Below are 25,926 nucleotides of genomic sequence, written 5' to 3' on the forward strand. Positions count from 1 at the left end.
TTACCGCTTCGTTATACAGTCGGTGGTGCAGACGGTGTTTGCTGTGGCACCGCCTGCGGAATGTGATTGCAGGAAACTCTTGGTGCAAGGGAGAGGGCCGGTCGCTCGGAAGAGCGGCCGGCCCTCGTGCATGTCCGAGCGCGTGCATGTCGAACCCGCGCCTGTCGGGGGCCGTCGGTAGTGTTGACGGACCGTCCGACCAGAGGGGAGCGCCATCGTGAGCGAGTCACGCCGCAGCGAGAAGGCGACCGCCGTCGCTGCCTGGGAATCACTGTTCCGCGCCCAGGTCACCGTGATGCGGAGCCTCAACGCGGACTTCCCCGGCGGCGAGATCTCCTTCAACGAGTACGACGTCTGCTTCAACCTGTCGACGCAGCCCGGTCGACGCTGCCGCATGCGTGACCTCACCGGCCACCTGCTCCTCACCCAGCCGAGCGTGAGTCGCCTGGTCGATCGCCTGCTCGCCCGCGGGATCGTCGAGAAGCAGCCGGATCCGTCCGATGCCCGCGGCGTCATCGTGGCACTCACCCCGCACGGGTTCGACGTCTACCGCCAGGTGGCCGTGCAGCACGCGGCGAGCATCGCGCAGCAGGTCGGCGCCGGACTGTCCGACGCCGAACTCCGCACGCTCACCGAGCTCTGCACGAAGCTGCGCCTCGCGGTCGGCACCGCCCCGGGCCGACGGGCCGTCGCGCGGTCGGTCTCCGAGTCGGACCCGGCAGCGGTGTGACCGGCGCACTGGTCTGGCTCCGCGACGACCTGCGGCTGGCCGACAACCCTGCGCTGCGTGCCGCGATCGACCACGGCGGCGACGTCACGGTGGTCTACGTCCTCGACGACGAATCCCCCGGCATCCGTCCCGCGGGCGCGGCGAGCCGTTGGTGGCTCCACCACTCGCTCACCGCACTGGACGGCGAACTGCGTGACCGTGACTCGCGGCTGGTGCTGCGACGGGGTGCGGCCGCCGCGGTGATCGACACCCTCGTCGCCGACACCGGTGCCGACGCCGTGTTCTGGAACCGTCGGTACGGTCCGGCCGAGCGCGAGGTCGACGCCGGCATCAAGAGCGCCCTGCACGAGCGCGGCATCGAGGCGCACAGCTTCGCGGCGAGCCTGCTCTGGGAACCGTGGACCGTCCGCACCGGACAGGGCGAGCCGTACAAGGTGTTCACCCCGTTCTGGCGCGCTGCCCAGGCGATGCCGGAACCACGGCACCCGCTCCCGAAGCCGCGCGACCTGCCCGCCCCGGCCCGCGTCGAGAGCGACGACCTGAGCCAGTGGGACCTCCTGCCGACCCGCCCCGACTGGGCCGGCGGACTCCGCGATGCCTGGGAGCCCGGCGAGCACGGCGCACACCAGCGGCTCGAGCACTTCGTCACCCATGCGCTCGAGGACTACGACCAACGCGACGAACCCGCCATGGCCGCCACGAGCGACCTGTCCCCGCACCTGCGCTGGGGCGAGGTCAGCCCGTACCAGGTGTGGCACCGGCTGCACGGAGCGCTCGAGCCCGAGCAGCGCCAGAACGCCTCGGCCTTCCTGCGGCAGCTGGCCTGGCGCGAGTTCAACTGGAACGAGTACTTCCACTGCGAGGACATCACGACGGTGAACGTGCGTCGTGAGTTCGACGCGTTCCCGTGGCGGGACGCCCCCGATGCCGAGGTCGACCGGTGGCGCACCGGGACGACCGGGTTCGACCTCGTCGACGCCGGCATGCGCGAGCTGTGGCACTCCGGCGCCATGCACAACCGTGTCCGGTTGGCGACCGCGAGCTTCCTCGTCAAGAACCTGCTCGTCGACTGGCGGGTGGGTGAGCAGTGGTTCTGGGACACCCTCGTCGACGCCGACTCCGCCAACAACGCCGCGAACTGGCAGTGGGTCGCCGGGTCGGGCTTCGACGCGGCGCCGTACTTCCGGGTGTTCAACCCCGACCGGCAGCTCGAGCGCTTCGACCCGCACCGCGAGTACGTACACCGGTGGGTGCCGTCGGAGGAGCTCCGGCCCGAGCCGATGGTCGACCTCAAGGCGACCCGGCAGCGCGCCCTCGACGCGTACGCCGAGATGCGTCGGTCATGAGTCCGTGGGACGCCGCCGTCGCGCAGGTCGACGCGCTCTTCCGTGACCGTGTCGACCGTGGCGTCGCGCCGAGCAGTGCGTGGGGTGTGTTCGACCGGACGGGTCTCGTCACTTCCGGGGGCCACGGCGACCGCGGCGACGGGCAGCGGCCGGACGCCGACACCGTCTACCGGATCGCGTCGTGCACGAAGAGCATCACCGCGGCGACACTGCTGACGCTGGTGTCCGACGGCCGACTGGACCTCGACGCGCCGATCACCGCGTTCGTCCCGGCGTTCGGCGCGGTGCCCCTGCCCACACCGGACTCCCCCGTGCCGACCGTGCGGATGCTGCTGACCATGTCGGCCGGCTTCCCCACCGACGACCCCTGGGCGGACCGGCAGGAGTCGATCAGCGACGCCGAGCTCGACGACGTCCTGCGCGGCGGGCTGTTGTTCGACTCGGTGCCCGGCACCCGGTTCGCGTACTCGAACCTGGGCTACGCCCTGCTCGGGCGGGTCGTCGCCGTCGTCACCGGCCGTCCGTTCACCCAGGCAGCACGTGACACCGTGCTCCGACCGCTCGGTCTCGACCACACGGTGTTCAGCGCGGCCGAGGCGCAGGGACCGGTCGTCACCGGGTTCCGCCCGCACGACGGCGACTGGGAGCCCCTGCCGATGACCGGCCCGGGTGCGTTCTCGTCGATCGGCGGACTGTTCTCCACCGTCCGCGACCTCGCACGGTGGGCGACGCACCTCGGGTCGGCATCCTCCGACGCCCCGGAACCCGGCCCGGTCTCCCCCGCCGACCGCCGGCTCATGCAGCAGGCGATGCGGGTCGTGCCGTCGTCCGTCGTCCCCGGCTCGTCACGCGCCACGGCGTACGGCTTCGGGCTGTTCGTCGAACAGGACGACCGGTTCGGCGAACTCGTCTCGCACTCCGGCGGCTACCCGGGGTTCTCGGCGCACATGCGCTGGTCCGCGCAGACCGGCCTCGGTGTCGTCGCGTTCGAGAACGCCACGCAGGCGAAGGTCTCCGCCGCTGCCCAGCAGGCACACGACCTCCTGCTCGAGGCAGCGCGTCCGGCGGCGTCCGGCGGGTACGCCGACACGACGACCGGACCGGTGCGCCGCCCCGGCGCCGAGCCGACCGTCCGGGCGACGCGAGCGGCGCAGGCTGCCGTGACGGGCCTCCTGGCCGACTGGCAGGACGCCGTGGCGGACGCGGTCTGCACGCCGAACGTGGCGATGGACGACCCCTACGACCGACGCCGGCGGGCGATCGCGGCGGCGGTGGCCGAGGTGGGTGCCGACCTGACCGCCGCTCCCGTCGCCGAGCAGTCGTCGGCGCCGTCGCACCTGCGGTGGTGGCTGCCCGGCACCTGCGGGCGCCTGCGCGTCGAGATCCGGCTCGCCCCTGGCGCGGCAGGACGCGTCCAGACCCTCACCGTCGTGGCGGAGCCCGCCGAGCACTGACACACCGGACCGCACGCGACGGGCCGGCCAGGTCCGTGTCGGTACCGGTCTGACGACTGCCCGTCACACCGGTGGGCGACCCCCCACGAACCCGAGTGCTCGGGCCGCGACGCGCGTGCCCTCACGTGCAGCCGCTCCGACGCGCACGGGATCGGTCGCCCAGGCACGCACGAAGCCCGCGGAGAACGCGTCACCGGCGCCGACGGTGTCGACGACCGTGGCCGGCGTCGCGGGGACGCGGTGCACGCTCCGTCCGCGTCGCCCCACCAGCACGCCGTCGGCGCCCACCGTGACCACCACGAGCGGCACGTGCTCGGTCAGTCGCCGCACCGCGTCGTCGAGGTCGGTCGTCCCGGTCAGTTCGAGGGCCTCCTGCCGGCCGGGGAAGAGGACGTCGACGCCGACGAGGGCCTCGAGGAAGGCAGGAGCTCCGACCGACCGGACGATGGCCGCCGAGGACGGGTCGAGCGACACCCGGGCCGACCCGGTCCGGGCGCGTGCGACCAGCGATGCGATGCGGTCGGCGCCGCCACCGAGCATCGCGTGCCCGGTCAGGTGCACGATGTCCGCGCGTCGGGCCACGGCCTCGGGGACGTCGGCAGCCGTGAGCTTCCCGCTCGCGGCCGGGTCGGACATCGCCGTGCGGCCGCTGTCGTTGCGCACCGACACCACGACCCCGGTCGAGGTCATCGCGTCGTACCGCAGGTGCGGGCGGACACCGGCGTCCTCCAGCGACCGCTCGTGCCGGTAGACGTCGTCGACACCCACCCGCGCGACCAGGTCGACCTCGGCGCCGAGCCAGCCGAGCCAGGCGGCGGTGTTGCCGGCGGCACCGGTCGGTCGGTGGCGGATGACGGCGGCGGGATCGTGGACCCCGATGGTGTGCGCGGTCGTCTGCACGAGCACGCCGTCCAGGACGTCGCCGACGACCAGGAAGCGTTTTCCGGCCCCCCGGCGGCGCCCCGCGACCACCCGTCCGGCACGGGTCCCCTCGGGCTGCGACACGGGCACGGAGGCCTCTTGCGGCATGGACATCTGCCCCAGTGTACGGGGAACCGAGTAAAGCTCCGTTTTCGGGACCGCACGGACCCTCGCCGTGGTGGCCAATCGCACTGCCCGACCGGTAACATACGCAATGCCACCATGTGGCGGGTCCTGTGCCCGCCGCCGACGATCCGACGGAGATGCCATGCCCCGGAAGCCCGACCCGACGCTCAAGCCGGCGATCCTCGAGAAGGTCACCCTGCACCTGCTGGACACCAAGCTCGAGGACGTCTCGGTCCGCAGCCTCGGGCGCATCCTGGGCACCAGTGCGTACCCGATCGTCTACCACTTCGGCTCCCGCGACGCCCTCATCGACTCGGTCGTCGTGCACCTGGCCGACACGGTCTGCCACGCTGCGCTCGATCCCGCTGCAGACCGCTCCGCCCTCGCTGACTACTTGGTGACCAGCTTCGGTCGCCTCGACGACCCGCACCGAGCCCTCGCCGCCCGGCTCACCTTCGAGCTCGGGTCCATCGAGGCGATGGACGGCCGGGTCCGGCAACGCGGTCTGCACCGGGACCACGTGGCAGCGGTCGCCTCGTGGTGCCTCGCACACGGCTACGACGCCGAGGCCGCCGACCGCGTCGCACGCGACGCCGTGACGACTGCCCGCGGTGCCCAGTGGACCGCGATCGTCGACCGCGAGCGCGCCGACACCGACGCCGTGCTCCGGGCGATCGCCGACCGGCTCGCCGCCGGCGCGGCAGTCACCGCGGCGTGATGCACGAACGGGAGGCACGGTGCCAGCTGGCACCGTGCCTCCCGTTCGTCCGTCGGTCGCGTCACGCGACCCGCGGTCGGTGGATCAGAGCGTCACGAACGACTGCGACTTCGCGTTGGCGAAGCGAGCCGCGACGTTCTCCCAGTCGACGATGTTCCAGACGGCCTTCACGTAGTCCGCCTTGACGTTGAGGTAGTCGAGGTAGAAGGCGTGCTCCCACATGTCGAGCAGGAAGATCGGCACGAGGCCGAACGGCACGTTGGCCTGCTGGTCGAACAGCTGGAACGTGGTCAGCTTCTGGCCGACGGTGTCCCAGGCCAGGACGGCCCAGCCGGAGCCCTGGATGCCGTTCGCGACGGCGGCGAACTGCGCCTTGAAGGTGTCGAACGAGCCGAAGAACTCGTCGATCGCCGCGGCGAGCTCGCCCTCGGGGACCTTCGTGTCCGGGCCGAGGTTGGTCCAGAAGATCGAGTGGTTGACGTGGCCACCGAGGTGGAACGCCAGGTCCTTCTCGAGCTTGTTGATCGCACCGAAGTTGCCCGACTCGCGCGCTTCACCGAGCTGCTGCAGCGCGGTGTTCGCTCCGGTCACGTAGGCCTGGTGGTGCTTGTCGTGGTGCAGCTGCATGATCTTGCCGCTGATGTGCGGCTCGAGTGCGGCGTAGTCGTACGGCAGCTCCGGCAGGGTGTACTCAGCCATGTGAGGTCCTTTCGATCAGTGGGTTGCGGATGGGATTCCGCGGCTCACGAGAGCCGGGAACGATCGGTGAGGGAGTGGAATTCCCGGTTGTGGTAGACCAGCGGCTCGCCGTGCTCGAGGCCGACGACGATATCGAGGACCTCGGCGACGACGACGGTCGAGCTGCCGATCGGGGTCGTGGAGAGCGGGCGGCACCGGAGCGCGCTCGCGGCACTGGGCAGGTAGCGGTCACCCGAGGGCAGGGTGCCCCAGATCGGGTCGTCCGCGGTCGGGCTGCCGGTCGAGGCGAACCGCCGGGCGAGCGCCACGCTGAGCGAGTCGACCAGGTGCACGACGAAGACCGGGGCGCCGAGCACGACCCCGGCGGACCCGGAGTTCGTCGACAGCGAGAAGACGAGCACCGGCGGGTCCACAGCCACGCTCGCGACGCTCGAGGCGGTGAGTCCGGTCGGACCGTCCGGTCCCTCGGCGGTGATGACGGCGACGCCGGCCGGGTGCCCGCGGAACGCGGACTTGTACGCTTCGGCGATGTTCGCCGGGGCTTCGTCGGGCATGGTGTTCGTCGTCGTTCCTTCGCGCGGGGGTGTGCCGTCACTGGGCGGGCATGTCCCAACGTATGACCTGAACCATGGTTGAGGTCAACGATTCACAGGTTCGACGGCTCCCGGGCGCGCCGTGGCGATGGCTTCGTGAGCAGAAATGGTCGGGTCGCGTGGCGCAACCCGACCATTTCCGCTCACGAAGCGACGCGCGTCAGCGACGCTTGAGCATGACGACGGCGCCTGCGGCAGCGATCACCATGAGCACCGCGGCGACGCCGGCCGTGATCGTCACGCCGGAGTCGAACGCTGCCCGTGCCGACTCGAGGAGCGCCTGGCCGGCGCCGCCGCCGAGGGACGACGCGGCGGACACCGCACCACCGAGCGTCTCCTGGGCAGCGGTGTGCGCCGTCGAGCTCAGCCCGCCCGGCACCACGACGTGTGCCCGGTAGGTGGTCGCCAGGATCGTGCCGAGGACGGCCGTGCCGAGGACCGCACCGATCTCGTACGCCGTCTCGGACATCGCCGACGCGGCACCGGCCTTGTCCGCCGGAGCGGTCGAGATGATGAGGTCGTTCGTGACGGTCTCGGATGCGCCGATCCCGATGCCGAGCAGCACGAACGCGAAGGCCAGCGCCGCGATCGACGCGTGGTGTCCGAGGACCGCCACGAGGGCGTACGCCGCGGCGGAGAACAGCAGGGACACCGACACGACCCAGCGCGGTGCGACCCGGGCGACGACCGGCACCACCGCGAGGCCGGCGACGATCGTGAGCACCGATCCGGGGATGAGCACGACGCCCGAGGCGAACGGATCGAGCCCCGCCACGAGCTGCAGGTGCTGCGCGATGAAGAACAGGAAGCCGGTCAGCGAGAACATCGCCATCAGGTTCATGAGCACGCTGCCGGTGAACGCCGTGCTGCGGAACAGGCGCAGGTCGAGCATCGGCGTGCGGGACCGCAGCTGCCGGCGGACGAACGCGATACCGCACACGACGCCGACGGCGAGCATCGCGACCGCGAACCCGCGCTCCTCCGGGTGCACGAACGACTTGATCGCCCAGGCGATCGGCGCCAGCGCGCCGAGGGACAGGAACATGCTCGGCACGTCGACCGGCCCCGGCATCGGGTCGCGCGACTCCGGCACGCAGAACGGGACGCCGACGAGCATGAGCACGAGGATCGGCACCGCGACCAGGAAGACGCTGCCCCAGTGGAAGTGCGCGAGCAGCGTGCCACCGACGAGCGGACCGAGGGCGTTGCCGGCCGCGAACATGGTCGACCAGACGGCCAGCGCCATCCGCCGCTCCCCCGCGTCGACGAAGACGTTGCGGATGATCGAGAGTGTCGCGGGCATGAGCATCGCGCCGAACACCCCCATCGCGATCCGGGCGGCGACGAGCATCCAGGCGTCGGTCGCGAAGGCCGCGGCGACGGAGAACAGCGCGAAGCCGGTGGCCCCGATCACCAGGATCCGACGGCGGCCGATGCGGTCACCGATGCTGCCCATCACGACGAGCAGCCCGGCCAGGACGAGCGGGTACGCGTCGACGATCCAGAGCTGCGTGGTGGCGTCCGGGTTGAGCGCACGGCTGATCGACGGCAGCGCGAAGCTCAGCACGGTGTTGTCCACCGAGATGAGCAGCACCGGCAGCATCAGCACGGCGAGCGCGAGGAACCGTCGGGCGCGGCTGCCGGTGACGCGGGTGGCGATGGGACTGGTGAGCAGTGCGGACACGGCGGACTCCTGGGACTTCGAGCCGGACCTGGTCGACGGCGGGCGGTGCGTGGGGCAGACGAGACGGGACGCGGGATGGACACGCGCCCCGTCAGGACTCCGTCAGTGTACCGTCTGGACGGTGATGGTTGCAAATGCAACCAACAAGCGGACGGGAGGCCCGTGGCGGGCTCGCCACGGGCCTCCCGTCCGACGGCTGGTCCCGCCCAGGGCGGGAGGCTGGGGCGGCGGCACGACCTGCGTCCGGTGCCGGGGTTCCGGTGCCGGGGTTCCGGTGCCGGGGTTCCACAACACGCCGCGTGGTCTCCGCCCGGGTTCCGATGTCGGGCGGCCTGAGCGCCGACATGCCGAGATTTCGGAACCTCGGGGGCAGGGCTGGGCCGGCGGGGCGGGCGCCGTCAGGCTGAGTCGCGGACCAGCAGACTGTGGCGCACGGTGCGCTGCACTGCGGCGCCGTGCCGTGGCAGCTCACCGGCGAGCATGCCGAGCGCGAGCGTGAGGGCCTCGCGCGCCACGGCGTCGAGGTCGACCGCCAGGGTCGTCAGCATCGGCGACACCAGAGCGCCGAGCGGCAGGCCGTCGACGCCGACGACCCGGACCTCACCGGGGACGTCGACGCCCGCGCGGCGGCAGGCCTGCAGCACGCCGAGCGCCATCACGTCATTGAAGGCCAAGATCGCGTCGAGCCGGCGCTTCCGAGCCAGGATCCGCACCGTCTCCTCGGCACCGCACTCGGCGGTGCCGTGCGGCGCGTGCACGAGCTCCGGCAGGTAGCCGCGGCGGCGCAGCGCGTCCAGCATGAGCAGCCCGCGCGCACTCGTGTGGTCCGGCGACGAGTTGTCGAGCACGACCGGGTGCCGCACCCCGGTCGCCACCAGGTGATCGGCGAGCGCTTCGATCGCGTCGGCGGGGTCGATCCACACCGCAGCCGTGGGCGGGTCGGACGACGGGTCGAGCTCGACCATCGGCACGTTGCCGAGGAGCTCGCTCCACCGGTGCCGGCGCGAGCCGAGGTAACCGATGACCACGTCGGTCTGCGCACCGAGCGCCTGGACCATCCGGTCGGCGTCACTCGCCAGGTCGACGTCGGCGAGCATGACGTTCCACCCCTGCTCGGCGGCGAGCCGGAACACGGCGGACGCGAGCTGGGGCGTGTACGGGTTCCGCAGGTCGTTCACGACGAGCCCGAGCTGGTGGTCGCCGCCGGTCACCAGCCCGCGGCCGAACCGCGACGGCCGGTAGTCGAGCGACGCCGCGACGGCGAGCACCCGTTCCTTCGTGGTCGCGCTGATGCCGGACATGCCGTTCATCGCGCGGGTGACGGTCTGCCGGGACACCCCGGCGGCCGCAGCGACGTCGATGATCGTCGCGCGGCCGCCGGAGTGCGGGCCGTCCGGTGGCGACTGGGTCAGTCGCGGAGGTCCAGCCATGCCACCTGTTCCGGGGTGAGGTCGACGGAGAGGCCCGTCATGGACGATCGGGCTTCCGCGATCGTACGCGGTCCGAAGAGCGGGAACGTCGGGAACGGCTGGTTCAGCACGTACGCCAGGGCGATCGCCGTGGCGGGGACGCCGAACCGGTCGCCGAGCTCCCGCGCGCGACGGAGCCGCTCGAAGTTCTCGTCGCTGTAGTAGCAGCGGACGAGTTCGGCATCGCTGGTGTCCTCCGGCGTCGCACGGCCGGTGAAGAAGCCACGGGCCTGCGACGACCACGGCAGCAGCGGGACCTGACGCTCCTCGAGCCACGCCTTCGACGCGGCGTCGGTCGCGTGCTCGCAGCCGTCCCACGGCACGTCGTACGCCTCGGCCAGGCCGAAGTGGTTGCTGAGGACCTCGAACTCGTGCTTCCCGTTCGCCCGTGCGTAGGCGTTCGCCTCGTCGAAGCGTGCCGGCGTCCAGTTCGACCCGCCGTACACGCGGATGCGGCCGGCGCGGCGGTGCTCGTCGAGGACGTCGACGAACTCCCCCACCGGGATGTCCGGGTTGTCGCGGTGCATCATGTAGATGTCCGCGTAGTCGGTGCCCTGGCGCTCGAGGCTCTCGAGCAGCTGCTTCGTCAGGGACTCCGGGTCGCAGAACGGCGTGTGCGCACCCTTCGTGATGACGACAACGTCCTCGCGGATGCCGCGGTTCTGGATCCACTTGCCGAGCCGACCCTCGAGCACACCGCCGCCGTAGATGTAGCCGGTGTCGAAGACGTTGCCGCCCTGCTCGACGAACAGGTCGAAGATCGCGCTGGCGTGGGCGAGGTCGGGCTGGTTGTCGACGCCCATCACCAGGCGCGACAGCCGCTTGCCGACACCCGGGATCTCGCCGTACTGCATGGGGTTGCCGTCCTGCACCCGGAGCGGCCGACCGCTCACGGTGGGGATGTCGGCGGACTCGGCCTCGAACGGGTAGCGCAGGCCGATCGCGGCGCGCCACTTGTCGAGGGTGCGGGCGGTCGCGAGCGACTCGTCGATCGTCATCTGTGCTGCCTCGACCGCACCGGCACGCAGGGCGTCGGTGGTGGCGTCGGCCTCACGTGCGTAGGGGTGCTCGCCGGCGAAGGACAGCGTGCGCGGATCCTCGTCGACGGTGTGCACCTCGATCGTCGGGTCGGCGCCGAGGGTCCACGGGTCGGCGAGCAGGAGGCGACCGCGCGTGCCGTACACCGCGACCGCGTTGTCGTCCTGCACGAAGACGCCGGTGCGGACGGACGCCGTGATGCCGCCGCGGTAGGTCAGCTGCGCGACGGTCCACTCGTCGACACCGGTCGGCCCGAGGGTGCCGGTGGCGGTGAGCTCCGTCGGCTCGGCGACGGCGACACCGGTCGCGGCCTGCACGATCGCGGCGGCCATCGTCACCGGGTACCCGCCGACGTCGAGGATCCCGCCGCCGGCCGTGTCGACGTCGAACAGTCGGCCGGTCCGCTCACCGGTCCGGAACGCGAACGAGGCGTCGATGTGCGTGACCTCGCCGATCACGCCGTCCCGCACGAGGTCGAGCAGTGCGGCGGTCTGCGGGTGGAAGCGGTACATGAACGCCTCGACCAGCGGCAGGCCGGCCTGGCGTGCGGCATCGGCGAGCGCCATGGCGGTGCCGTGGTTCGGGGCGAGGGGCTTCTCGCACAGGACGGCCTTGCCGGCCTCGAGCGCGGCGAGGACGAGCCGCGCGTGCCCGGTGTGCACGGTCGAGACGTACACGGCGTCGACGCGCGGGTCGGCGAGGACCTCGTCGTAGGTCGCAGCGGAGACGTCGGCGAACCCGAGCTGCGCGGCTTCGTCGGCGAAGGTCTGCGCCCGCTCGGTGGACGAGCTGCCGGCGGCCACCAGGGCACCACCGCTCGCGGGCAGCTGGGAGAGGAAGCGGCGGGCGATGCCCCCGGGGCCGAGGACGGCCCAGCCGGGGCGGTCGGCGACCGTCGGGGTCGGGGTGCTGGCGGTGTTCGCGGTCTGCGCTGACATGCGGATCCTTGTCGTCTCGTGAACCTTCACGGTCACGACGACGCTAGTGCCACACGCCCGGCGGATCAATGCGGAAGTGCTTGACACGGCGTGTCTCACAGAGGATGCTCTGGACCACTTCGTGAGCGTTCACGGTCGAACGCTCCGGGGACCCGGTATCGCTGTTTCCAACCCGATCTCAACGACGAGAGCAGGTAGTTTCGTGACGTCATCTCCATCGATCAGTCTCAGCAGGCGGGGGTTCCTCGCCGGCGCAGGTGCCCTCGGAGCCCTCGCCACCACCGCCTTGTTGGCCGGGTGCTCCACGAGCACCGCCATCTCCAAGGACCCTGACGAACTCGTCCTCTGGTACTGGAACCGGTCGCTCGACCCGAAGTTCCTGCGGCAGGCCGCCGGGGGGATCGCCGGGCAGGGGTCCAAGCGGCTCCGCCCCGACCTGATCGGCGGCGCCTCGTACGACACCAAGTTCCGGACGGCACTCGCCGGGAACGCGTTCATCCCCGACGTCCTCATGGTCAACTCGAACTGCTGGCTGTACTTCCCCGACGAAGACCTGTTCACCGACTTCGACGACCACGGCGGCGCGGCGAAGCGGGACGAGTACTACGACTGGAAGAGCGCGCTCGGCCGGACGCCGAGCGGCCGGCAGTGCTTCTGGCCCGTCGACACCGGACCGACCGGCTTCTTCTACCGGCAGGACGTCCTGGCGAAGGCCGGGCTGCCGACCGACCCGGACGAGGTCTCCGACGCGATCGCGACGTGGGACGGGTTCCGCTCCTTCGGCGCGAAGATCCGGAAGGGTGCGGACGCCGCGACGGTCATCACCGCAAACCAGCTCTTCAACCAGTACATCTACGCCAGCCCCACACGGTACTTCGACCGCGACGACCAGCCGGTCTTCGAGCAGGACGACAGCTCGGTGCGGCAGGCGTGGGAGAACGCCGTCGCCTGCGTCCGTTCCGGCCTCACCGGCAACCTGCAGTCCGGCACTGACCAGAACGCCGGGTGGGTGTCCGGCCGGGTCGCAGGACAGATCGAGGGAGCGTGGTGGACGCAGGTCATCCACGACACTGCTCCCGACGCCGCCGGTACGTGGCGGGTCGCCCGGCAACCGGATCGCCCGGGCAACAGCGGCGGGTCGTTCCTCGCCGTCCCGAAGACCTCGAAGGACCCGGCCGCGGCCGCCGCGTTCGCGCAGTGGATCACCTCGCCCGAGGTGCAGTCGCACACGTACAACGACATCCAGCTGTTCCCCTCCACCCCGGCGTCGTTCGACAACGGGATCATGCGGAAGCCCGGCGACTACTTCGGCGACCAGGACCCGCTGGCGTTCTTCAACGCCTCGGCGATGGACGTCCCGGTGACGTACATCTCGAACTCCGAACGGTTCATCGGTGCGTTCGCGACCGAGATCACGAACGTCGAGGCCGGGGGCAAGGACCCGGACCGCGCCTGGCAGGACGCCGTGGACCAGACCAACCGGGTCCTCGACAAGCGGGGGGTCCGCGCATGAGCACCAAGCAGGCACCACCGACCACGAGCATCCCCGCGGTCGTCGGGACCCCGACGTCCTCCATCACCACCGCAGCGACCGGAAAACGGTACGGCCTCCGCCGGTTCTGGCCGCAGTACGTCGCGATCGCGCCGTTCTACGTGCTCTTCCTGGTGTTCGGGCTGTTCCCGATCGTGTTCTCGATCGTGCTGTCGTTCACCGACTGGGACGGGGTCGGCTCCCCCGCGTTCGTCGGTCTGGCCCAGTACCAGTACCTGCTCGGCGACCCGCGGTTCTGGAACGCCGTCGGCAACACGTTCCTCATCTGGGTGATGTCGACGATCCCGATGCTGTTCCTCGCGCTCGTGCTCGCGTTCCTGCTGCACGGCAACATCCGGGCGAAGGGCTTCTACCGCGTCGCGTTCTTCGTGCCGAACGTCACGAGCATGGTCGCGATGGCGATCGTGTTCGGCTCGGTGTTCTCCGACGGCTTCGGCCTGGTGAACGCGGCACTGCGCGCACTCGGCGCGGACCCGGTCGGGTGGCTGTCGTCGTACTGGGGCATCAAGGTCACCATCTCGGTGATGGTGATCTGGCGCTGGACGGGCTACAACGCGATCATCTACCTGGCCGGACTGCAGTCCATCTCGACCGAGTTGTACGACGCCGCCAAGGTGGACGGCGCGAACGCGTGGCAGATCTTCTCGCGCATCACCGTGCCCCTGCTGCGCCCGGTGATCCTGTTCACCCTCATCACGTCGACGATCGGTGGGCTCGGGCTCTTCACGGAGCCGCAGATCCTGTTCAACGGACAGGCGGTGGGCGGCCCCGACGAGGCCGGCATGACGATCGTGCTCTACCAGTACGAGCAGGCGTTCAACCAGTTCGACTTCGGGTACGGCTCGGCGATCGCCTGGGTGCTGTTCCTGTTCTCCGTGGTGTTCGCGATCATCAACTGGCGTCTGCTCAGTGAACGCGACGGCCTGAAGACCCCACGACGACTCCGCGTGGCCCGCACGGTCCGCACCAGCACGAAGGGGGTCGACGCATGACCGCGACACCGACCACGACGACGACCAACACCGCCGCGGCACTCGGGCGACCGGGCGCCGCGGGGAACGACCGCGGCCGCGGGTTCCGCCGCGGCTGGCTCGGGACCGCCGTCACGCACCTCTGCCTGATCATCGGGGTGCTGCTGTCGATCTTCCCGTTCTGGTGGCTCCTCGTGATGTCGACGTCGACGAACGCCGAGATCTTCGGCTACCCGCCGTCGCTCTGGTTCGGGGACAACGCCCTCGCGAACGTGGCGTCCGTCTTCAGCAACGTGGACATGCTGCGGGCACTCCTCAACACCGTGCTCGTGGCCGGCAGTACCGCCGTCCTGGTCATGCTGTTCGACTCGCTCGCCGCGTTCGCGTTCGCGAAGTACGAGTTCCCGTTCAAGCGCACACTGTTCACCGTCATGCTCGCCACGTTCCTGGTGCCCGGCAGCCTGTCGCTGGTGCCGAGCTTCGTGCTCATGGCGAACCTCGGGTGGATCGGTGGTCTGCAGGCGCTCATCATCCCGGGGGCGGCGAACGCGTTCGGCATCTTCCTGCTCCGGCAGTTCGCCACCTCGTCGATCCCGAACGAGGTCATCGACTCGGCCCGGGTGGACGGAGCGGGGTTCTTCCGCACCTGGTGGTCGGTGGCGGTCCCGATGCTCCGCGGCGGGCTCGCGTTCCTCGGCATCTTCACCTTCATCACCGCCTGGAACGACTACGTCTGGCCGCTCATCGTCCTCATCGACCCGAAGGGACAGACCCTGCAGGTGGCCCTGGCCGGACTGAGCTCGGTGAACGCGACCGACCTCGGGGCGGTGATGGCCGGAGCCGTGATCAGCGTGTTCCCGCTCATCGGCGTGTTCATCATCGGCTCGCGCCACTTCATCGCCAACATCGCCGCCGGAGCGCTGAAGGGCTGACGCGCCGAGCGCCCCGACCGGCAGGGTGCAGGCGTCGCGGGACGGCCCGCGACGCCTGCACCTGCTCGTGCACAACTCCTCCTAGACTCGTGCCCATGGCCAGTGCCCGCGACCGCGTCCTCGACAGCTTCGTCGCCATCGTGTGCGAAGACGGCGAACGTCCCGCGACGCTCGACGCCGTCGCCGCCCGCGCCGGTGTCTCCAAGGGCGGGCTGCTGTACCACTTCGGCTCCAAGGCGGCCCTGGTCGAGGGGCTGTGCGAGCGACTCTCCGACCTGTCCGCCATCGACGTCGAGCGCATGGCCGATGCCGAGGACGGCGCCGCCCGCTACTTCGTCCGCAACTGCCTGTTCGTCGGCAGCGAGCTCGACCTCGCGCTCCTCGCCGCGAGCCGCCTGCAGCAGGCCGGCTACGAAGAAGCGGGCCGGACCCTCGACGACACCGAGAACGCGTGGCTCGTGACCCTCGTCGACGCCCTGCACGACGAGCCCACCGCCCAGGCGGTCAAGCTCCTCGGCGACGGCCTGTACCACCAGGCCTCCCTCGGTGCCGCGAGCGACGGTCGACCGAAGCGCAGCACCGTCGACATGGAGGCGCTCCTCGCCGTCGTGGACCGGCTGATCGCGACGAAGCCCGGCGCGTGAACGACCATCCCCGTTCCTGGGGATAGACTTGGCGACGTTCCACTCGTCGACACCCGGAGGTATCCCGTGGGCCGCGTCATCGCCGCTGTTTTCTCGATCCTGCTGCTGCTGGTGTCGATGTACCTGTTCGGGTTCGCGTTCCAGGTCGACTCGGGCCAGGCGTTCATCTTCATGGGTGGTCTCATCCTGATGACCCTCTCCTTCTTCCTGCCGATCCACGTGTTCGGCAAGCGGTAACCACTCCGCACGCAGAACGGCCCCGCACCTCTCGAGGTGCGGGGCCGTTCTGCGTACGGGCGCCGTGCCGGGAGCCCGCGCGAGCGCGGTGCACAATCAACGTGCATCCGCGCCGCGGCATCACGCAGCGCGGATGCACTTTGGTTGTGCGGTCACGTGCTCGGAACGCACGACGCCACAGACGGGAGGCGCAGGGCGGGGCCGCCACGGGCCTCCCGTCCGTCGTCGCGCGCGTCCACAGCCCGCCGCACAACCACAGTGCGCTCGCGCCGGGCCGTCGCTCGGTTCGGGCGCCTTGTGGTTGTGCGCAGCGCATCCGCGCCATCCGCGCGCGGCCGCCGGCGCGGCCGCGGGCGTTCGCTACGCGAGCACGCGCAGCGAGCGCAGCGTCACCGCGGTCGCGACCGCGGCGTGCACGGCCTCGGCGCCCTTGTCCTCCTTCGAGCCGGGCAGCCCGGCCCGGTCGATGCCCTGCTGCTCGTCGTCCAGGGTCAGCACGCCGAACCCGACGGGCTTGCCGGTGTCGATCGCCACGCGGGTGAGCCCACTCGTGGCGGCGTCGGACACGTACTCGAAGTGCGGGGTGCCGCCCCGGATGATCACGCCGAGCGCGACCGCGGCGTCGAACCCGGCCTCGAGGGCGGTCTTCGCGACGACGGGCAGCTCGAAGCTCCCCGGGACCGGGAACACCGACGCGGTGGCGCCGAGCCGTTCGACCTCGCGCTGCGCCCCGGCGAGGAGGCCCGCCGCGATCGTGTCGTGCCACTGCCCGGCGACGATGGCCACCCGGATCCCGGTGCCGTCGACGTGGTCGCGGTCCGCCGCGCCTGCTCCGCTCATCGTGCTGTTCCTTCCGTGGACAGGGCAGCTGCTGCCGCCGTCCGGTCTGCCGCGTCCAGCCACTCGACGAGCGCGGCGATGGTGATGACGGGCACGCCTTCGCGCGCCCCGAGTGCGACGAGCGCCGGCAGCCGCATCATGCTGCCGTCCTCGTCGACGATCTCGCAGATCGCCGCGGCGGGCCGGAGCCCGGCTGCGGTGACGAGCTCGATCGCGGCTTCGGTGTGTCCCGCACGCTCGCGGACCCCGCCCGGTCGTGCCCGCAGGGGGACGACGTGGCCGGGGCGGTGCAGGTCGTCGCGCACGGAGGTCGGGTCGGCGAGGACCCGCAGCGTGCGTGCACGATCGTGGGCGCTGATGCCCGTGGTGACCCCGACGGCTGCGTCGACGGTGACGGTGTACGCGGTGCCGCGGACGTCCTCGTTGTGCTGGACCATCGGCGGCAGGTCGAGGGCGTCGGCGATCTCGGTGCTGACGGGCGCGCAGATGAACCCCGACGAGTGCGCCACGGTCCAGGCGATCCACTCCGGCGTCGCGAGTTCGGCGGACAGGATGACGTCGCCCTCGTTCTCGCGGTCCTCGTCGTCGACGACGATCACCGGGCGGCCGGCCGCGACCGACGCGATCGCGAGTTCGATGCTCGACGAGCCGAGCGTCTGCGGGACCGAGGCGACCATCACCGGGCCTCCGATCCGACGGCCTCGAACGAACCGACGGGCTCGAGCGAGCCCGCGGGCTCGAGCGAACCGACGGCGGCGTCGAGCCGCAGCATCCGCCGCACGTGCCGCGCGAGCACGTCGGTCTCGACGTTCACCCGGTCCCCCGGCACGCGCAGGCCGAGGGTCGTCGCCTCGAGCGTCTCCGGGATCAGGCTGACCTCGAACCAGGCGGCGTCCGGCGCGGTGTCCTCGGGCGAGACGGCGCTGACGGTGAGCGAGACGCCGTCGAGCGCGATCGACCCCTTGTCGACGACGAGCGGGCTGAGCGCCGGCGCGAGCGAGAACCGCACCCGGCGCCAGCCGTCACCGTCCGCGGTCTCGAGCACGGTGGCGGTGCCGTCGATGTGGCCCTGCACGATGTGGCCGCCGAGCCGGTCGCCGACCGACGCCGCGCGCTCGAGGTTCAGGCGGTCGCCCACCCGCAACGCTCCGTGCGCGCTCATGTCGAGCGTCTGCTTCATGACGAACGCGGTGAAGGAGTCGGGGGTCTGCTCGACCACGGTCAGGCAGACGCCGCTGGTGGCGATGGAGTCGCCGTGGCTGGCGTCCGCGACCACGATCGGCCCGCGGACGGTGAGCGCGACGGAGTCGCCGTGCTGCTCGACGGCGGTGACGGTGCCGAGTTCCTCGATGATGCCGGTGAACACTGGTGTCCTCTCAACGGGACTCCGGGGGTGTTCGACGATCGTCGGCATCGACGGACGGGTCGTCCCACGCAGGGTGGGTCGTCTCGTCCGCCAGCGCGCCTCCCATCCGGACTCTCACCGTCGGTCCCGGAGTTTCACCGAGTCAACCTCTGCCGGGTTCGCACCCGTCATCAGTTCGTGGACTGTCACCACCGGTTCGGAATTGCACCGACCCCGGAGCGCTTGCGTAGTCGGAACGATACCCCAGACCGGGGACCGACGCGTCGGGCCGGAGCGGGGCACGTAACGGGGCGACGCGGCGCACGACCGGGAGGCCCGGGGCGGGCCCGCACCGCGCCTCCCGTCCGCCGCCCGGTCGCGTCCACCGCACCGGCCCCGTCGACCGTGCCGCCTCAGCCGCGTCCGCGCGCGAGCGCGACCGCCTGCCGCAGGGACAGGTCCGGCAGGTACGCCCGGACGACCGCGAGGCCGATCGACGGCAGCGCGACCGGGTCGGGGTAGGCGAGGACGAGCGGGTGCAGGTCGGGGCCGAACTTCTGCTTGAACCGGAGCAGCGACCGGAAGCCGTAGACCGGCTCGAGGACTCCCCCGACGAGCTCGAGCAGGCTCTGCACGCCGTCGCTCGGTGCAGCGTTCTCGCCCGCCTGCGCGAGCGGGGCCGCCGACAGGCTGAGTCGTTCGACGCCGTCGTCGCGCATCCGTTCGGCGGCGCTCGCGACGAGGAACTCCATCACGCCGTTCGGCGCGGCCTCGGTCCGGCGCATCACGTCGAGGGTCCAGCCGACGACCCGCCCCTCGCGGTGGCTCGGCAACCAGCTCGTCACGGCGAGCACCCGCCCGGTGGCGTCCTGCGCGACGAGCGTCCGGACGGCGGGGTCGCGCATCTCGTCCACCCCGCCGAGCGTGAAGCCCATCTCGGGGAGCTCGCGCTCGGAGACCCACTCCTCCGAGATCGCCTCGATCTGCCGCGCCGTCGACGGCGGCAGGTCCTGCCAGGACGACCAGGTGGCGGTGATGCCCTCACGACGCGCCCGGTTCACGGCGGTGCGGACGTCCTGCTTGCGTTTGCCTGTCGTCGTCCACGTGCGGGGGTCGAGGTCGGCGTCCTCGGCGACCGGCAACGTCGACCACCCCTGCGTCGTGAGCAGCTCGGCCGTCCCGGCGTCGATGCCGTAGAAGACCGTCGTCCACCCGTTGTCGTCGCAGTACCGGGCGAAGTCCGTCATCGCGGCGGCGCGGGCGTCCGGGTAGCCGAACGGGCCGCCCACGGTGACGGCCACACCACCGTTGCGCCGGAACGCCACCCCGGCGCGCCCGTCGGCCGCGAACCAGTAGGCGTTGCCGCGCCAGGTCGTCATCCACCCGAAGGTGTCGCCGCCGCCGGCGAGCACCAGCGCCCGGGCCCGTTCGCGGTCGGACCGGGAGCCGTCCGCGTCGGTGTCGGGTTCCACTGCGCCGGTGGGCCGGACCGCGGCGAGCGCGACGACGAACCAGAGCACGGGGCCGGCGAGTCCGATCACGATGCGCAGCGCCGTGCCGAGTGAGGGCAGTTGCTCCCAGAAGGTCAGCGGCGAGAGGGGGCCGAGGGCGGCGACGGCGAGCCGGAGCGGGTCCTCGACGTGCTCCGGGGCCGACGCCGCGAACACCGCGACGGTGCCGACCACGACGGCGACCGCAGCGACGACGGTCACCGCGAAGGCGACCACACGCCGCCGTGAGGGCAGCACCGTGAACGACCGGCGCCGGAGCACGAGGACGGCCGCGGTCGCGAGCGGCACCACGATCGACGCACCGACCGACAGCGCCGTGACGAACTCGTCGGCGGTGCCCTGCAGCCCACCGGCCCGCGCCGGCAGCACCCCGTAGGTCACCGCGGCCGCGACCGCCGTCACCACGTCGACCGCCACCACGAGCCAGACGGCGAACCGGCTGCCCCGGAAGAGCCCGAGGCCGCCCACCACGAGGACGAGCAGCGGCGCGATCGCGAGCAGCAGCGTCCACGGGTCCGTCGCGCGGTACGCGAGCAGCGCGCGGAGGCACTGCCCAGCGGCCCCGTCGGTGCCGCAGCCGCTCACGGGAGTGACCGGCCCGGTGCCGAGCACCGCGGCGATCGGCGCGAGCAGTCCGATCCGTGCGCGGGAGACGAGCGCCACCACGGGGCCGATCGCCGACACCAGCACGACCGTCCCGAGCAGGACCCGGGTCTCGCGGTGCGAGCTGCGCACCCATCCGCCGCGCTCCGGGGTGCGGCGGAGCAGCTCACCGAGCACCCATCCCGTCCCGGCGGCGAGCACCGCGTACAGGTCGGAGGCGTGTCCGGCGTAGAGCAGGAGCGCGGCCACGACGGCGAGCGCGTTCACCCGGATGCGCCGTCGCCAGAGCGGTCCGGCGAACGCGCTCGCGGTCACGATCGTCCCGACGATCGCGGTCCAGGGGTCGAAGGCCGTCGCCCGCCCGAGCAGCAGGCCGGTGAGGTCGCGGCCGTCCGTGTCGACGAACGCGGTGAGCGCGCCGGCCGCGGTGCCGACGACCGTGGTGACGACGAACGCCAGGGCGGTCCGCCACGACCCCATCAGCCGCTCGGCGGCACCGACGAGGACGACGACGCCGGCGATCGTGGTGAGCAACGCGACCGCGCCGGTGGACGCCGCGAAGATCCGGAAGGGCCCGTACGAGGCCGGGTCGGCACCGTGCAGCACCCGGACGACGATGCCGAAGACCGCGGTCGCGACCACGAGGAACGTGATGGCGGCCGTCACCGGATGCCGGACGAGGGCGGAGCGCACCCCCTCATGGTGGTGCCGGCCGGCCGTTCGGACAACTCCGGGCACGGTGACGAGGGGCGCCGGCGGTGCGACGCCCCTCGGTCACCTGCTGTCAGCGCGGCCCGTCGGTGTCGACCGCCGAGTGCCGACGACGGAGCACGAGCGTGCCCGCCCCGGCGAGCAGCAGCAGGAGCGCGAACCCGACGGGGACGACCGGCGAGGTCGCTCCCGTGTAGGCGAGCGCGGTCGCGCCGTCACCGGCGGCGACCGTGTCGGCCACCGTGCGTGCGACGGCCGGGATCCCGGTGGTCGCGGCGGCCGTGGTGGTCACCACACCCGCCGTGGAGGCCCGGGTCGGCCCGTCCGCGCCGGTCGCACCGGCCGGGGTGGTCACGGTTCCGGGCACGGTGCCGTCGCCGGCGTCCGTCCCGTCACCGGGGGTCGTGCCCGGGTCCGTGCCGTCGCCCGGGGTCGTGCCCGGGTCTGTGCCGTCGCCCGGGGTCGTGCCCGGGTCTGTGCCGTCGCCCGGGGTCGTGCCCGGGTCGGTGCCGTCGCCCGGGGTCGTGCCCGGGTCGGTACCGGGGTCGGTACCGGGGTCGGTGCCCGGGTCCGTGCCGTCGCCGGGCGTCGTGCCGGTGCCCGGGGTGGTGGCGGTACCGTCACCGACGACGCCGATGCCGTTCCCACCGATGGTGATCGGCAGGCTGATCACCGGGACCACCTGGGTGCCGGAGAGCAGGCCACCGTCACCGGAGGTCGACCCTCCGGCGGACGGGGTCGTGCTGCTCGGGGTGGTGCCCGCCGGGGTCGCCCCGACGGTGCTGGTGCCGTCGCCGACGACGCCGATGCCGTTCCCGCCGATGGTGATCGGGACCGCGACCACCGGGGCCACCTGGGTGCCCGAGGCGGTGCCGTCCGCCCCGTCCGTCGTGCCACCGGCAGCCGGAGCCGGACCGGCGGTCGTGCCGGTGCCCGCGGCGGGCGTCGTGCCCGCCGAGGTGCCGTCACCGAGCAGCCCGATGCCGTTGCCGCCGATCGTGACCGGGACGTCGACCAGTCCGCCGACCTGCGTGCCGGAGAGCAGCCCGCCGTCGCCGGACGTGCTCGGCGTGGTCGTGGCCGGAGCGGCCGGTGCCGGCGTCGCCGCAGGGCCGGACCCCGCAGCGGTGCCGTCCCCGAGCACCCCGATGCCGTTGCCGGACACGGTCACCGGGACCGACACGACCGGGGCGACCTGGGTCCCCGAGGCTGTGCCGTCCTCACCCGAGGTGACCGGTGCCGGAGCAGCGGGCTCGGCCGGTGCAGCCGGGGTGGAGGCCGCCGGGGTGGGCGGCGTCGTGGTCGACGCCGCGTCACCGCCGACGGCGACCGCGTTGCCACCGACCGTGACGGGGACGGTCACGTCGCCGGCGACCTGGGTCCCCGAGCCGGTGCCGTCCGAACCGGACGTGGTCGGAGCAGCGGCGGCGGCCGGAACCGGTGCAGGCGCAGGAGCAGGAGCCGGTGCAGGCGCGGCGGCTGGGGCTGCAGGAGCTGCAGGAGCCGCGGCGGGCGAGGTCACCGACGACACTGCGTCGCCGAGCACCCCGAGGGCGTTGCCGGTGAGGGACACCGGAGCGTCCACCGACGGAACCACCTGGGTTCCGGACACGGCGCCGTCCGCTCCGGAGGTCGTGGCAGCGTTCGCCGCTGCCGCCCCTCCGAGCGTGAGGCCGCCGACGAAGAGGGCGAACCAAAGCCCTCTCGAGACGTACTTGTTCATGGTCGTACTCCCTGATCGAGATCGTTGGCCGACCGCGGTCGCGGTCGGTGTGTGTGCGTGCCTGCCGTGCCGGACAGGCGCACCGATCTCAGTCAGGGGCGACGTCGTGCTCGCCGACGACCGATGCGGGGACCGCGTCGTCGGAGAGCGTGCCGCGAGACCCCGCGGCGAGGGAGACGATGTCGTCGGTCGAGCCGACGATGCCGACGGCTGCGACGCCGCCGGGAGTCGAGGTGGCACTGCCACCGAGGACGCCCGCGCCGCCCTGGCCGTCGGAAGGCGCACCGTGGCCGTCGCCCGGCTCGGGGACGAGCAGGGCGGTGCCGCCCAGCGTCGCGTCCTGCACGGCACCAGCGACGGGGCCGGCGAGCGGTCCGGTCACGAAGGTGGACGGGACGGCCAGACCGGGACGGCGCTCGACGCTCGTTCCGCGAGCGGCATGATCGTCGGACGACGCGACCGTGGTCGCTGACGGGGTCGTCACCGGGGCGGCCGCCAGCGGCGGTCGCGCGGACGGGACAGCTGAGCCGGGCACGCCGGACGGGGTGGTGCCGACGACGACCGGAGGTGCGGGGACGTCGATGACGGGATCCGTGCCTCCTGGCAGGACGCCACCGACCGACGGGACCACACCCGCGACGACGTCGGGGACCTGTCCGACGATCGTGCCGACACCGCCGAGGGTGTCGTCGACCAGGCCGGTGACCGGAGCGGTGACCGTGCCGAGGGTGTCGTCGCCGACGACGGGGCCGACCACCGGGACGCTGCCGACCACGTGGTCGACCGTGTCGACGACCGTGGTCACGGGTCGCGCGTCGGTGACCGTCTGCACGGTCCCGGTGACGGGACGCAGCACCGTCGCGACGGCGTCGGTGACGGGCCGGGAGGCGGTGCCCACGTGCTCGACGACGCCCTGCACCGGGTGCGTGGCCGGCTCGGCCGCAGGGGCGGTCGTGGCCGACACCGCGGGCGCGGTCGCCGGAGCGGCGGGGGTCGGAGCTGCGGGAGCCGGAGCTGCTGGGGCGGGGGCGACGGGAGCCGGCGCAGGCGCGGGCGCTGCCGGGGCTGCCGCGGGCGCCGGGGCCGGCTTCGGGGGTGCCGGTGCCGGTGCCGAAGCCGGCGCCGGTGCGGGCTTCGGAGCTGGCGAAACCGCCGCGCGGACGGGGTCCACGACGCCGCCGACGACCTGTCCGACACCGCCGGACACGTCGTGCACGGTCTCGCCGAGCCCGTCGACCACACCGCTGACGAGCCCGCGCTGCTGCGTCTGGGCGGGCGGAGTGGATGCTGCCTCGGCAGCCGAGGCCGGACGGGCCCCGAACGCCAGGGACAGCAGCACGAGGGCAGCGAGGGTCCCGACGCCCAGCAGGGCGATCCGGAGCACCGCGAGCCAGGGTGCGCGCGACGTCGTGTCCATGCGCTCACCTCCTGAACTCGGCTGCGCACGTAGAGTGGTTGACCGGCAATGTACGCCGGTCCGTTCCGGAACGCACCCCGTTCTGGAAGAAATTCTCAGGAAAGGCCGTCCGTGGTCTCGATCTTCTCCGCCCCGACCCGCAACCTGGACATCGTCACGCTGCACGAGATCCTCCGCCTGCGACAGGACGTCTTCGTCGTCGAGCAGGGCGCCGCGTACGGCGACATCGACGGGCGTGACCTCGAGCCCGGCACGGTGCAGTTCTGGGCGGGCCAGGGCTCGGTGGACGCCACGCTCCGGCTCCTGCGCGAACCCGACGGCACCGAGCGCATCGGCCGGGTCGTCACGGCGGCGCACGCCCGCGGGCAGGGTCTGTCGGGGCGGCTGATCGAGGCCGCGATCGCCGAGTCCCGCTCCGCGAGCATCGCCCTCGGTGCCCAGTCGCACCTCGAGCAGTGGTACGCCCGCTTCGGGTTCGTGCGCTCCGGGGACGAGTACCTCGAGGACCGGATCCCGCACGTCCCGATGACCCGGCAGCGCTGACCGGACCGGCTCGTCAGGCGCGTCTGACTGGGGGCGCGCGTCAGGCGCGCCAGCGGCGGAGCTCGTCGAACGAGCGGCCCTGCGTGGACCGGTCGGCGACGAGCCGCTCGAACACGATGTTCGTCTGGGTCGTCGCCACCGACGGGTCGCCGCTGAGCTCGTCGGCGACGAAGTCCCGCAGCTGCTCGGTCGACTCGCACGCGATGTGCACGAGGAAGTCCTTGTCGCCGGCCAGGAACGAGACGTCCTGCACGACGGGCACCCGGAGCAGTCGCTTCGCGAAGTCCCGGAGTTCGTGGCGGGCCGCGGCGTGGACCCGGACGGAGACCATCGCCTCGATCGAGAAGCCGAGGCGCGCGATGTCGACCTCGGCCCGGTAGCCGCGGATCACCCCGGCGTCCTCGAGGGCCCGGACCCGGGTCAGGCACGTCGACGGCGCGATGCCCACCGCGGCGGCGAGTCGGTTGTTCGGGATCCGGGCGTCGCCGGCCAGGGTCCAGAGGATGCGCTCGTCGACCTCGTCGAGGCGCGGGGCGGGGTCGGGACGGCGGGCTGGTCGGTCGGACACGGCTCGACGCTACCGCGACGGTGCGAGCAGGGCGCGGAGCGCGTCGTCGAGTGCCCCGGCCACGACGTCGTCGTCGGCCGACGCGAGCGGCTCCACAGCGGTGGACCGCCGGAGCATCGTCATCCCGAGCACCACCGACAGCGCGATCTCGGCCCGGACGAGCAGTTCCGCGGTGACCTCGCCGCCGACGGCCGTGGCGAGCCGTTCCGCGTACCGGCGGAGGGTCTCGCGGCGGATGGCGTCGGCACCGTCGTCGCCGGAGGACCGGAGCAGCAGCATGAGCTGGAGGGAGTCGTCGTCGGTCGGCGCGCGGACCACGTGTGACACCAGGCCGGCCAGCGCGCGCTCGAGGCCGCGCTCGACGGGCTGCTCGACCCCGAGGTCCTGCACCACACGGTCGAGGCAGGCACGGAACAGCCCCTCCTTCGAACCGAAGTAGCGGTTGATCAGCGCGACGTTGACCCCGGCGTCGGCGGCGATGTCGCGCACCGTCGTCGCCTTGTACCCGTCGAACGCGAACCGGTGCCGCGCCGCCCGCACGAGCAGCAGTCGGGTGGCGGCGGCGTCCTTGCTCATGGTCGAAGCGTACCGGCCCGACCCGGGATGTAAGCAA

At 72.3% G+C, this 25,926-nt stretch carries 24 protein-coding genes and 1 riboswitch; of the genes, 10 read left to right on the top strand and 14 right to left on the bottom strand.

The features are described from left to right. Positions 1–217: 217 nt before the first annotated feature. From M4960_RS04865 to M4960_RS04875, 3 genes are read left to right on the top strand one after another with little or no spacing between them, the layout of a single operon-like run. Positions 218–730, top strand: a complete 513-nt coding sequence (locus M4960_RS04865) for a MarR family winged helix-turn-helix transcriptional regulator (protein ID WP_123338832.1) — start codon at positions 218–220, stop codon at positions 728–730. Continuing rightward, the gene (locus M4960_RS04870; RefSeq protein ID WP_248703617.1) at positions 727–2,076 is read left to right on the top strand and encodes a deoxyribodipyrimidine photo-lyase; all 1,350 of its coding nucleotides are present in this window, start codon (positions 727–729) and stop codon (positions 2,074–2,076) included. Before M4960_RS04865 ends, M4960_RS04870 begins: the two co-directional genes overlap by 4 nt. Continuing rightward, entirely contained in the window at positions 2,073–3,530 is a 1,458-nt protein-coding gene (locus M4960_RS04875) for a serine hydrolase (protein WP_248703618.1), read from the top strand. The genes M4960_RS04870 and M4960_RS04875 overlap by 4 nt, the downstream gene beginning before the upstream one ends. A 63-nt stretch (positions 3,531–3,593) precedes the next feature. Here the strand turns inward: M4960_RS04875 and M4960_RS04880 are convergent, their stop codons facing one another. Continuing rightward, the gene (locus M4960_RS04880; RefSeq protein ID WP_248703619.1) at positions 3,594–4,565 is read right to left on the bottom strand and encodes a carbohydrate kinase family protein; all 972 of its coding nucleotides are present in this window, start codon (positions 4,563–4,565) and stop codon (positions 3,594–3,596) included. 154 nt (positions 4,566–4,719) lie between these two features. On the opposite strand from M4960_RS04880, the gene M4960_RS04885 reads away from it, so the two are divergent. Beyond that, a complete protein-coding gene (locus M4960_RS04885; protein ID WP_248703620.1) occupies positions 4,720–5,295 on the top strand; it encodes a hypothetical protein in 576 nt (191 codons plus the stop codon). A gap of 84 nt (positions 5,296–5,379) precedes the next feature. On the opposite strand, the gene M4960_RS04890 is transcribed toward M4960_RS04885, so the two are convergent. The 5 genes from M4960_RS04890 to M4960_RS04910 all read right to left on the bottom strand — a co-directional run bounded on the left by M4960_RS04890 (position 5,380) and on the right by M4960_RS04910 (position 11,716). Continuing rightward, a complete protein-coding gene (locus M4960_RS04890) occupies positions 5,380–5,994 on the bottom strand; it encodes a superoxide dismutase (protein ID WP_111084300.1) in 615 nt (204 codons plus the stop codon). Positions 5,995–6,038: 44 nt separating this feature from the next. Further along, positions 6,039–6,548 (bottom strand): flavin reductase family protein, encoded by a 510-nt coding sequence (locus tag M4960_RS04895; protein ID WP_111084301.1) that lies wholly within the window; start codon positions 6,546–6,548, stop codon positions 6,039–6,041. A gap of 199 nt (positions 6,549–6,747) precedes the next feature. Then, positions 6,748–8,271, bottom strand: coding sequence for an MFS transporter (locus tag M4960_RS04900; protein WP_123292076.1), 1,524 nt, complete (start codon positions 8,269–8,271; stop codon positions 6,748–6,750). Between the two features lie 398 nt (positions 8,272–8,669). Beyond that, complete coding sequence (locus M4960_RS04905) at positions 8,670–9,701, bottom strand: LacI family DNA-binding transcriptional regulator (protein WP_248703621.1); 1,032 nt, start codon at positions 9,699–9,701, stop codon at positions 8,670–8,672. Then, a complete protein-coding gene (locus M4960_RS04910) occupies positions 9,680–11,716 on the bottom strand; it encodes an aldo/keto reductase (RefSeq protein ID WP_123292074.1) in 2,037 nt (678 codons plus the stop codon). The genes M4960_RS04905 and M4960_RS04910 overlap by 22 nt, the downstream gene beginning before the upstream one ends. Before the next feature lie 202 nt (positions 11,717–11,918). Between M4960_RS04910 and M4960_RS04915 the strand changes: the two genes are divergently transcribed. The 5 genes from M4960_RS04915 (at position 11,919) to M4960_RS04935 (ending at position 16,052) form a co-directional block, all read left to right on the top strand. Further along, positions 11,919–13,229: an ABC transporter substrate-binding protein gene (locus M4960_RS04915; protein WP_235036058.1), complete on the top strand. Its 1,311-nt coding sequence runs from the start codon at positions 11,919–11,921 to the stop codon at positions 13,227–13,229. Then, positions 13,226–14,260: a carbohydrate ABC transporter permease gene (locus M4960_RS04920; RefSeq protein WP_111084305.1), complete on the top strand. Its 1,035-nt coding sequence runs from the start codon at positions 13,226–13,228 to the stop codon at positions 14,258–14,260. The genes M4960_RS04915 and M4960_RS04920 overlap by 4 nt, the downstream gene beginning before the upstream one ends. Then, a complete protein-coding gene (locus M4960_RS04925) occupies positions 14,257–15,171 on the top strand; it encodes a carbohydrate ABC transporter permease (protein WP_123292072.1) in 915 nt (304 codons plus the stop codon). The genes M4960_RS04920 and M4960_RS04925 overlap by 4 nt, the downstream gene beginning before the upstream one ends. A 95-nt stretch (positions 15,172–15,266) precedes the next feature. Beyond that, positions 15,267–15,815, top strand: a complete 549-nt coding sequence (locus tag M4960_RS04930) for a TetR/AcrR family transcriptional regulator (RefSeq protein WP_248703622.1) — start codon at positions 15,267–15,269, stop codon at positions 15,813–15,815. A 66-nt stretch (positions 15,816–15,881) separates the two neighbouring features. Then, complete coding sequence (locus M4960_RS04935; protein ID WP_159574085.1) at positions 15,882–16,052, top strand: hypothetical protein; 171 nt, start codon at positions 15,882–15,884, stop codon at positions 16,050–16,052. A gap of 360 nt (positions 16,053–16,412) precedes the next feature. On the opposite strand, the gene ribH is transcribed toward M4960_RS04935, so the two are convergent. From ribH to M4960_RS04965, 6 genes are all read right to left on the bottom strand, one after another. After that, complete coding sequence (gene ribH / locus M4960_RS04940; protein ID WP_123292070.1) at positions 16,413–16,892, bottom strand: 6,7-dimethyl-8-ribityllumazine synthase; 480 nt, start codon at positions 16,890–16,892, stop codon at positions 16,413–16,415. After that, positions 16,889–17,569, bottom strand: a complete 681-nt coding sequence (gene ribB, locus M4960_RS04945) for a 3,4-dihydroxy-2-butanone-4-phosphate synthase (RefSeq protein WP_173169302.1) — start codon at positions 17,567–17,569, stop codon at positions 16,889–16,891. The genes ribH and ribB overlap by 4 nt, the downstream gene beginning before the upstream one ends. After that, positions 17,569–18,258, bottom strand: coding sequence for a riboflavin synthase (locus tag M4960_RS04950; protein ID WP_173169301.1), 690 nt, complete (start codon positions 18,256–18,258; stop codon positions 17,569–17,571). Before M4960_RS04950 ends, ribB begins: the two co-directional genes overlap by 1 nt. Positions 18,259–18,348: 90 nt before the next feature. After that, positions 18,349–18,483, bottom strand: a riboswitch (FMN riboswitch). A 167-nt stretch (positions 18,484–18,650) separates the two neighbouring features. Then, positions 18,651–21,044, bottom strand: coding sequence for a bifunctional lysylphosphatidylglycerol flippase/synthetase MprF (locus tag M4960_RS04955; RefSeq protein WP_148058251.1), 2,394 nt, complete (start codon positions 21,042–21,044; stop codon positions 18,651–18,653). Between the two features lie 91 nt (positions 21,045–21,135). Continuing rightward, on the bottom strand, positions 21,136–22,785 hold the full coding sequence (locus M4960_RS04960) for a hypothetical protein (RefSeq protein WP_248703623.1): 1,650 nt from the start codon (positions 22,783–22,785) through the stop codon (positions 21,136–21,138). 88 nt (positions 22,786–22,873) lie between these two features. Next, positions 22,874–24,202, bottom strand: coding sequence for a hypothetical protein (locus tag M4960_RS04965; protein ID WP_248703624.1), 1,329 nt, complete (start codon positions 24,200–24,202; stop codon positions 22,874–22,876). A 111-nt stretch (positions 24,203–24,313) separates the two neighbouring features. Here M4960_RS04965 and M4960_RS04970 point away from each other — a divergent pair, with 111 nt between their 5' ends. Further along, the gene (locus M4960_RS04970) at positions 24,314–24,745 is read left to right on the top strand and encodes a GNAT family N-acetyltransferase (RefSeq protein ID WP_123292065.1); all 432 of its coding nucleotides are present in this window, start codon (positions 24,314–24,316) and stop codon (positions 24,743–24,745) included. A gap of 40 nt (positions 24,746–24,785) precedes the next feature. On the opposite strand, the gene M4960_RS19630 is transcribed toward M4960_RS04970, so the two are convergent. Next, on the bottom strand, positions 24,786–25,313 hold the full coding sequence (locus M4960_RS19630; protein ID WP_123292064.1) for an Lrp/AsnC family transcriptional regulator: 528 nt from the start codon (positions 25,311–25,313) through the stop codon (positions 24,786–24,788). 9 nt (positions 25,314–25,322) lie between these two features. After that, on the bottom strand, positions 25,323–25,889 hold the full coding sequence (locus M4960_RS19265) for a TetR/AcrR family transcriptional regulator (protein ID WP_123292063.1): 567 nt from the start codon (positions 25,887–25,889) through the stop codon (positions 25,323–25,325). Positions 25,890–25,926: the final 37 nt, after the last annotated feature.

Origin of the sequence: Curtobacterium sp. MWU13-2055 (assembly GCF_023242305.1) — a bacterium.
Taxonomy (GTDB): Bacteria; Actinomycetota; Actinomycetes; order Actinomycetales; family Microbacteriaceae; genus Curtobacterium.

What these genes read in the sequence shown, in the direction of transcription:
- M4960_RS04875 (WP_248703618.1), top strand. Translation starts at nt 2,073, where the DNA reads ATGAGTCCGTGGGACGCCGCCGTCGCGCAGGTCGACGCGCTCTTCCGT.
- M4960_RS04880 (WP_248703619.1), bottom strand. Translation starts at nt 4,565, where the DNA reads ATGTCCATGCCGCAAGAGGCCTCCGTGCCCGTGTCGCAGCCCGAGGGG.
- M4960_RS04885 (WP_248703620.1), top strand. Translation starts at nt 4,720, where the DNA reads ATGCCCCGGAAGCCCGACCCGACGCTCAAGCCGGCGATCCTCGAGAAG.
- M4960_RS04890 (WP_111084300.1), bottom strand. Translation starts at nt 5,994, where the DNA reads ATGGCTGAGTACACCCTGCCGGAGCTGCCGTACGACTACGCCGCACTC.
- M4960_RS04895 (WP_111084301.1), bottom strand. Translation starts at nt 6,548, where the DNA reads ATGCCCGACGAAGCCCCGGCGAACATCGCCGAAGCGTACAAGTCCGCG.
- M4960_RS04905 (WP_248703621.1), bottom strand. Translation starts at nt 9,701, where the DNA reads ATGGCTGGACCTCCGCGACTGACCCAGTCGCCACCGGACGGCCCGCAC.
- M4960_RS04910 (WP_123292074.1), bottom strand. Translation starts at nt 11,716, where the DNA reads ATGTCAGCGCAGACCGCGAACACCGCCAGCACCCCGACCCCGACGGTC.
- M4960_RS04920 (WP_111084305.1), top strand. Translation starts at nt 13,226, where the DNA reads ATGAGCACCAAGCAGGCACCACCGACCACGAGCATCCCCGCGGTCGTC.
- M4960_RS04925 (WP_123292072.1), top strand. Translation starts at nt 14,257, where the DNA reads ATGACCGCGACACCGACCACGACGACGACCAACACCGCCGCGGCACTC.
- M4960_RS04930 (WP_248703622.1), top strand. Translation starts at nt 15,267, where the DNA reads ATGGCCAGTGCCCGCGACCGCGTCCTCGACAGCTTCGTCGCCATCGTG.
- ribH (WP_123292070.1), bottom strand. Translation starts at nt 16,892, where the DNA reads ATGAGCGGAGCAGGCGCGGCGGACCGCGACCACGTCGACGGCACCGGG.
- ribB (WP_173169302.1), bottom strand. Translation starts at nt 17,569, where the DNA reads ATGGTCGCCTCGGTCCCGCAGACGCTCGGCTCGTCGAGCATCGAACTC.
- M4960_RS04960 (WP_248703623.1), bottom strand. Translation starts at nt 22,785, where the DNA reads ATGAACAAGTACGTCTCGAGAGGGCTTTGGTTCGCCCTCTTCGTCGGC.
- M4960_RS04965 (WP_248703624.1), bottom strand. Translation starts at nt 24,202, where the DNA reads ATGGACACGACGTCGCGCGCACCCTGGCTCGCGGTGCTCCGGATCGCC.
- M4960_RS19265 (WP_123292063.1), bottom strand. Translation starts at nt 25,889, where the DNA reads ATGAGCAAGGACGCCGCCGCCACCCGACTGCTGCTCGTGCGGGCGGCG.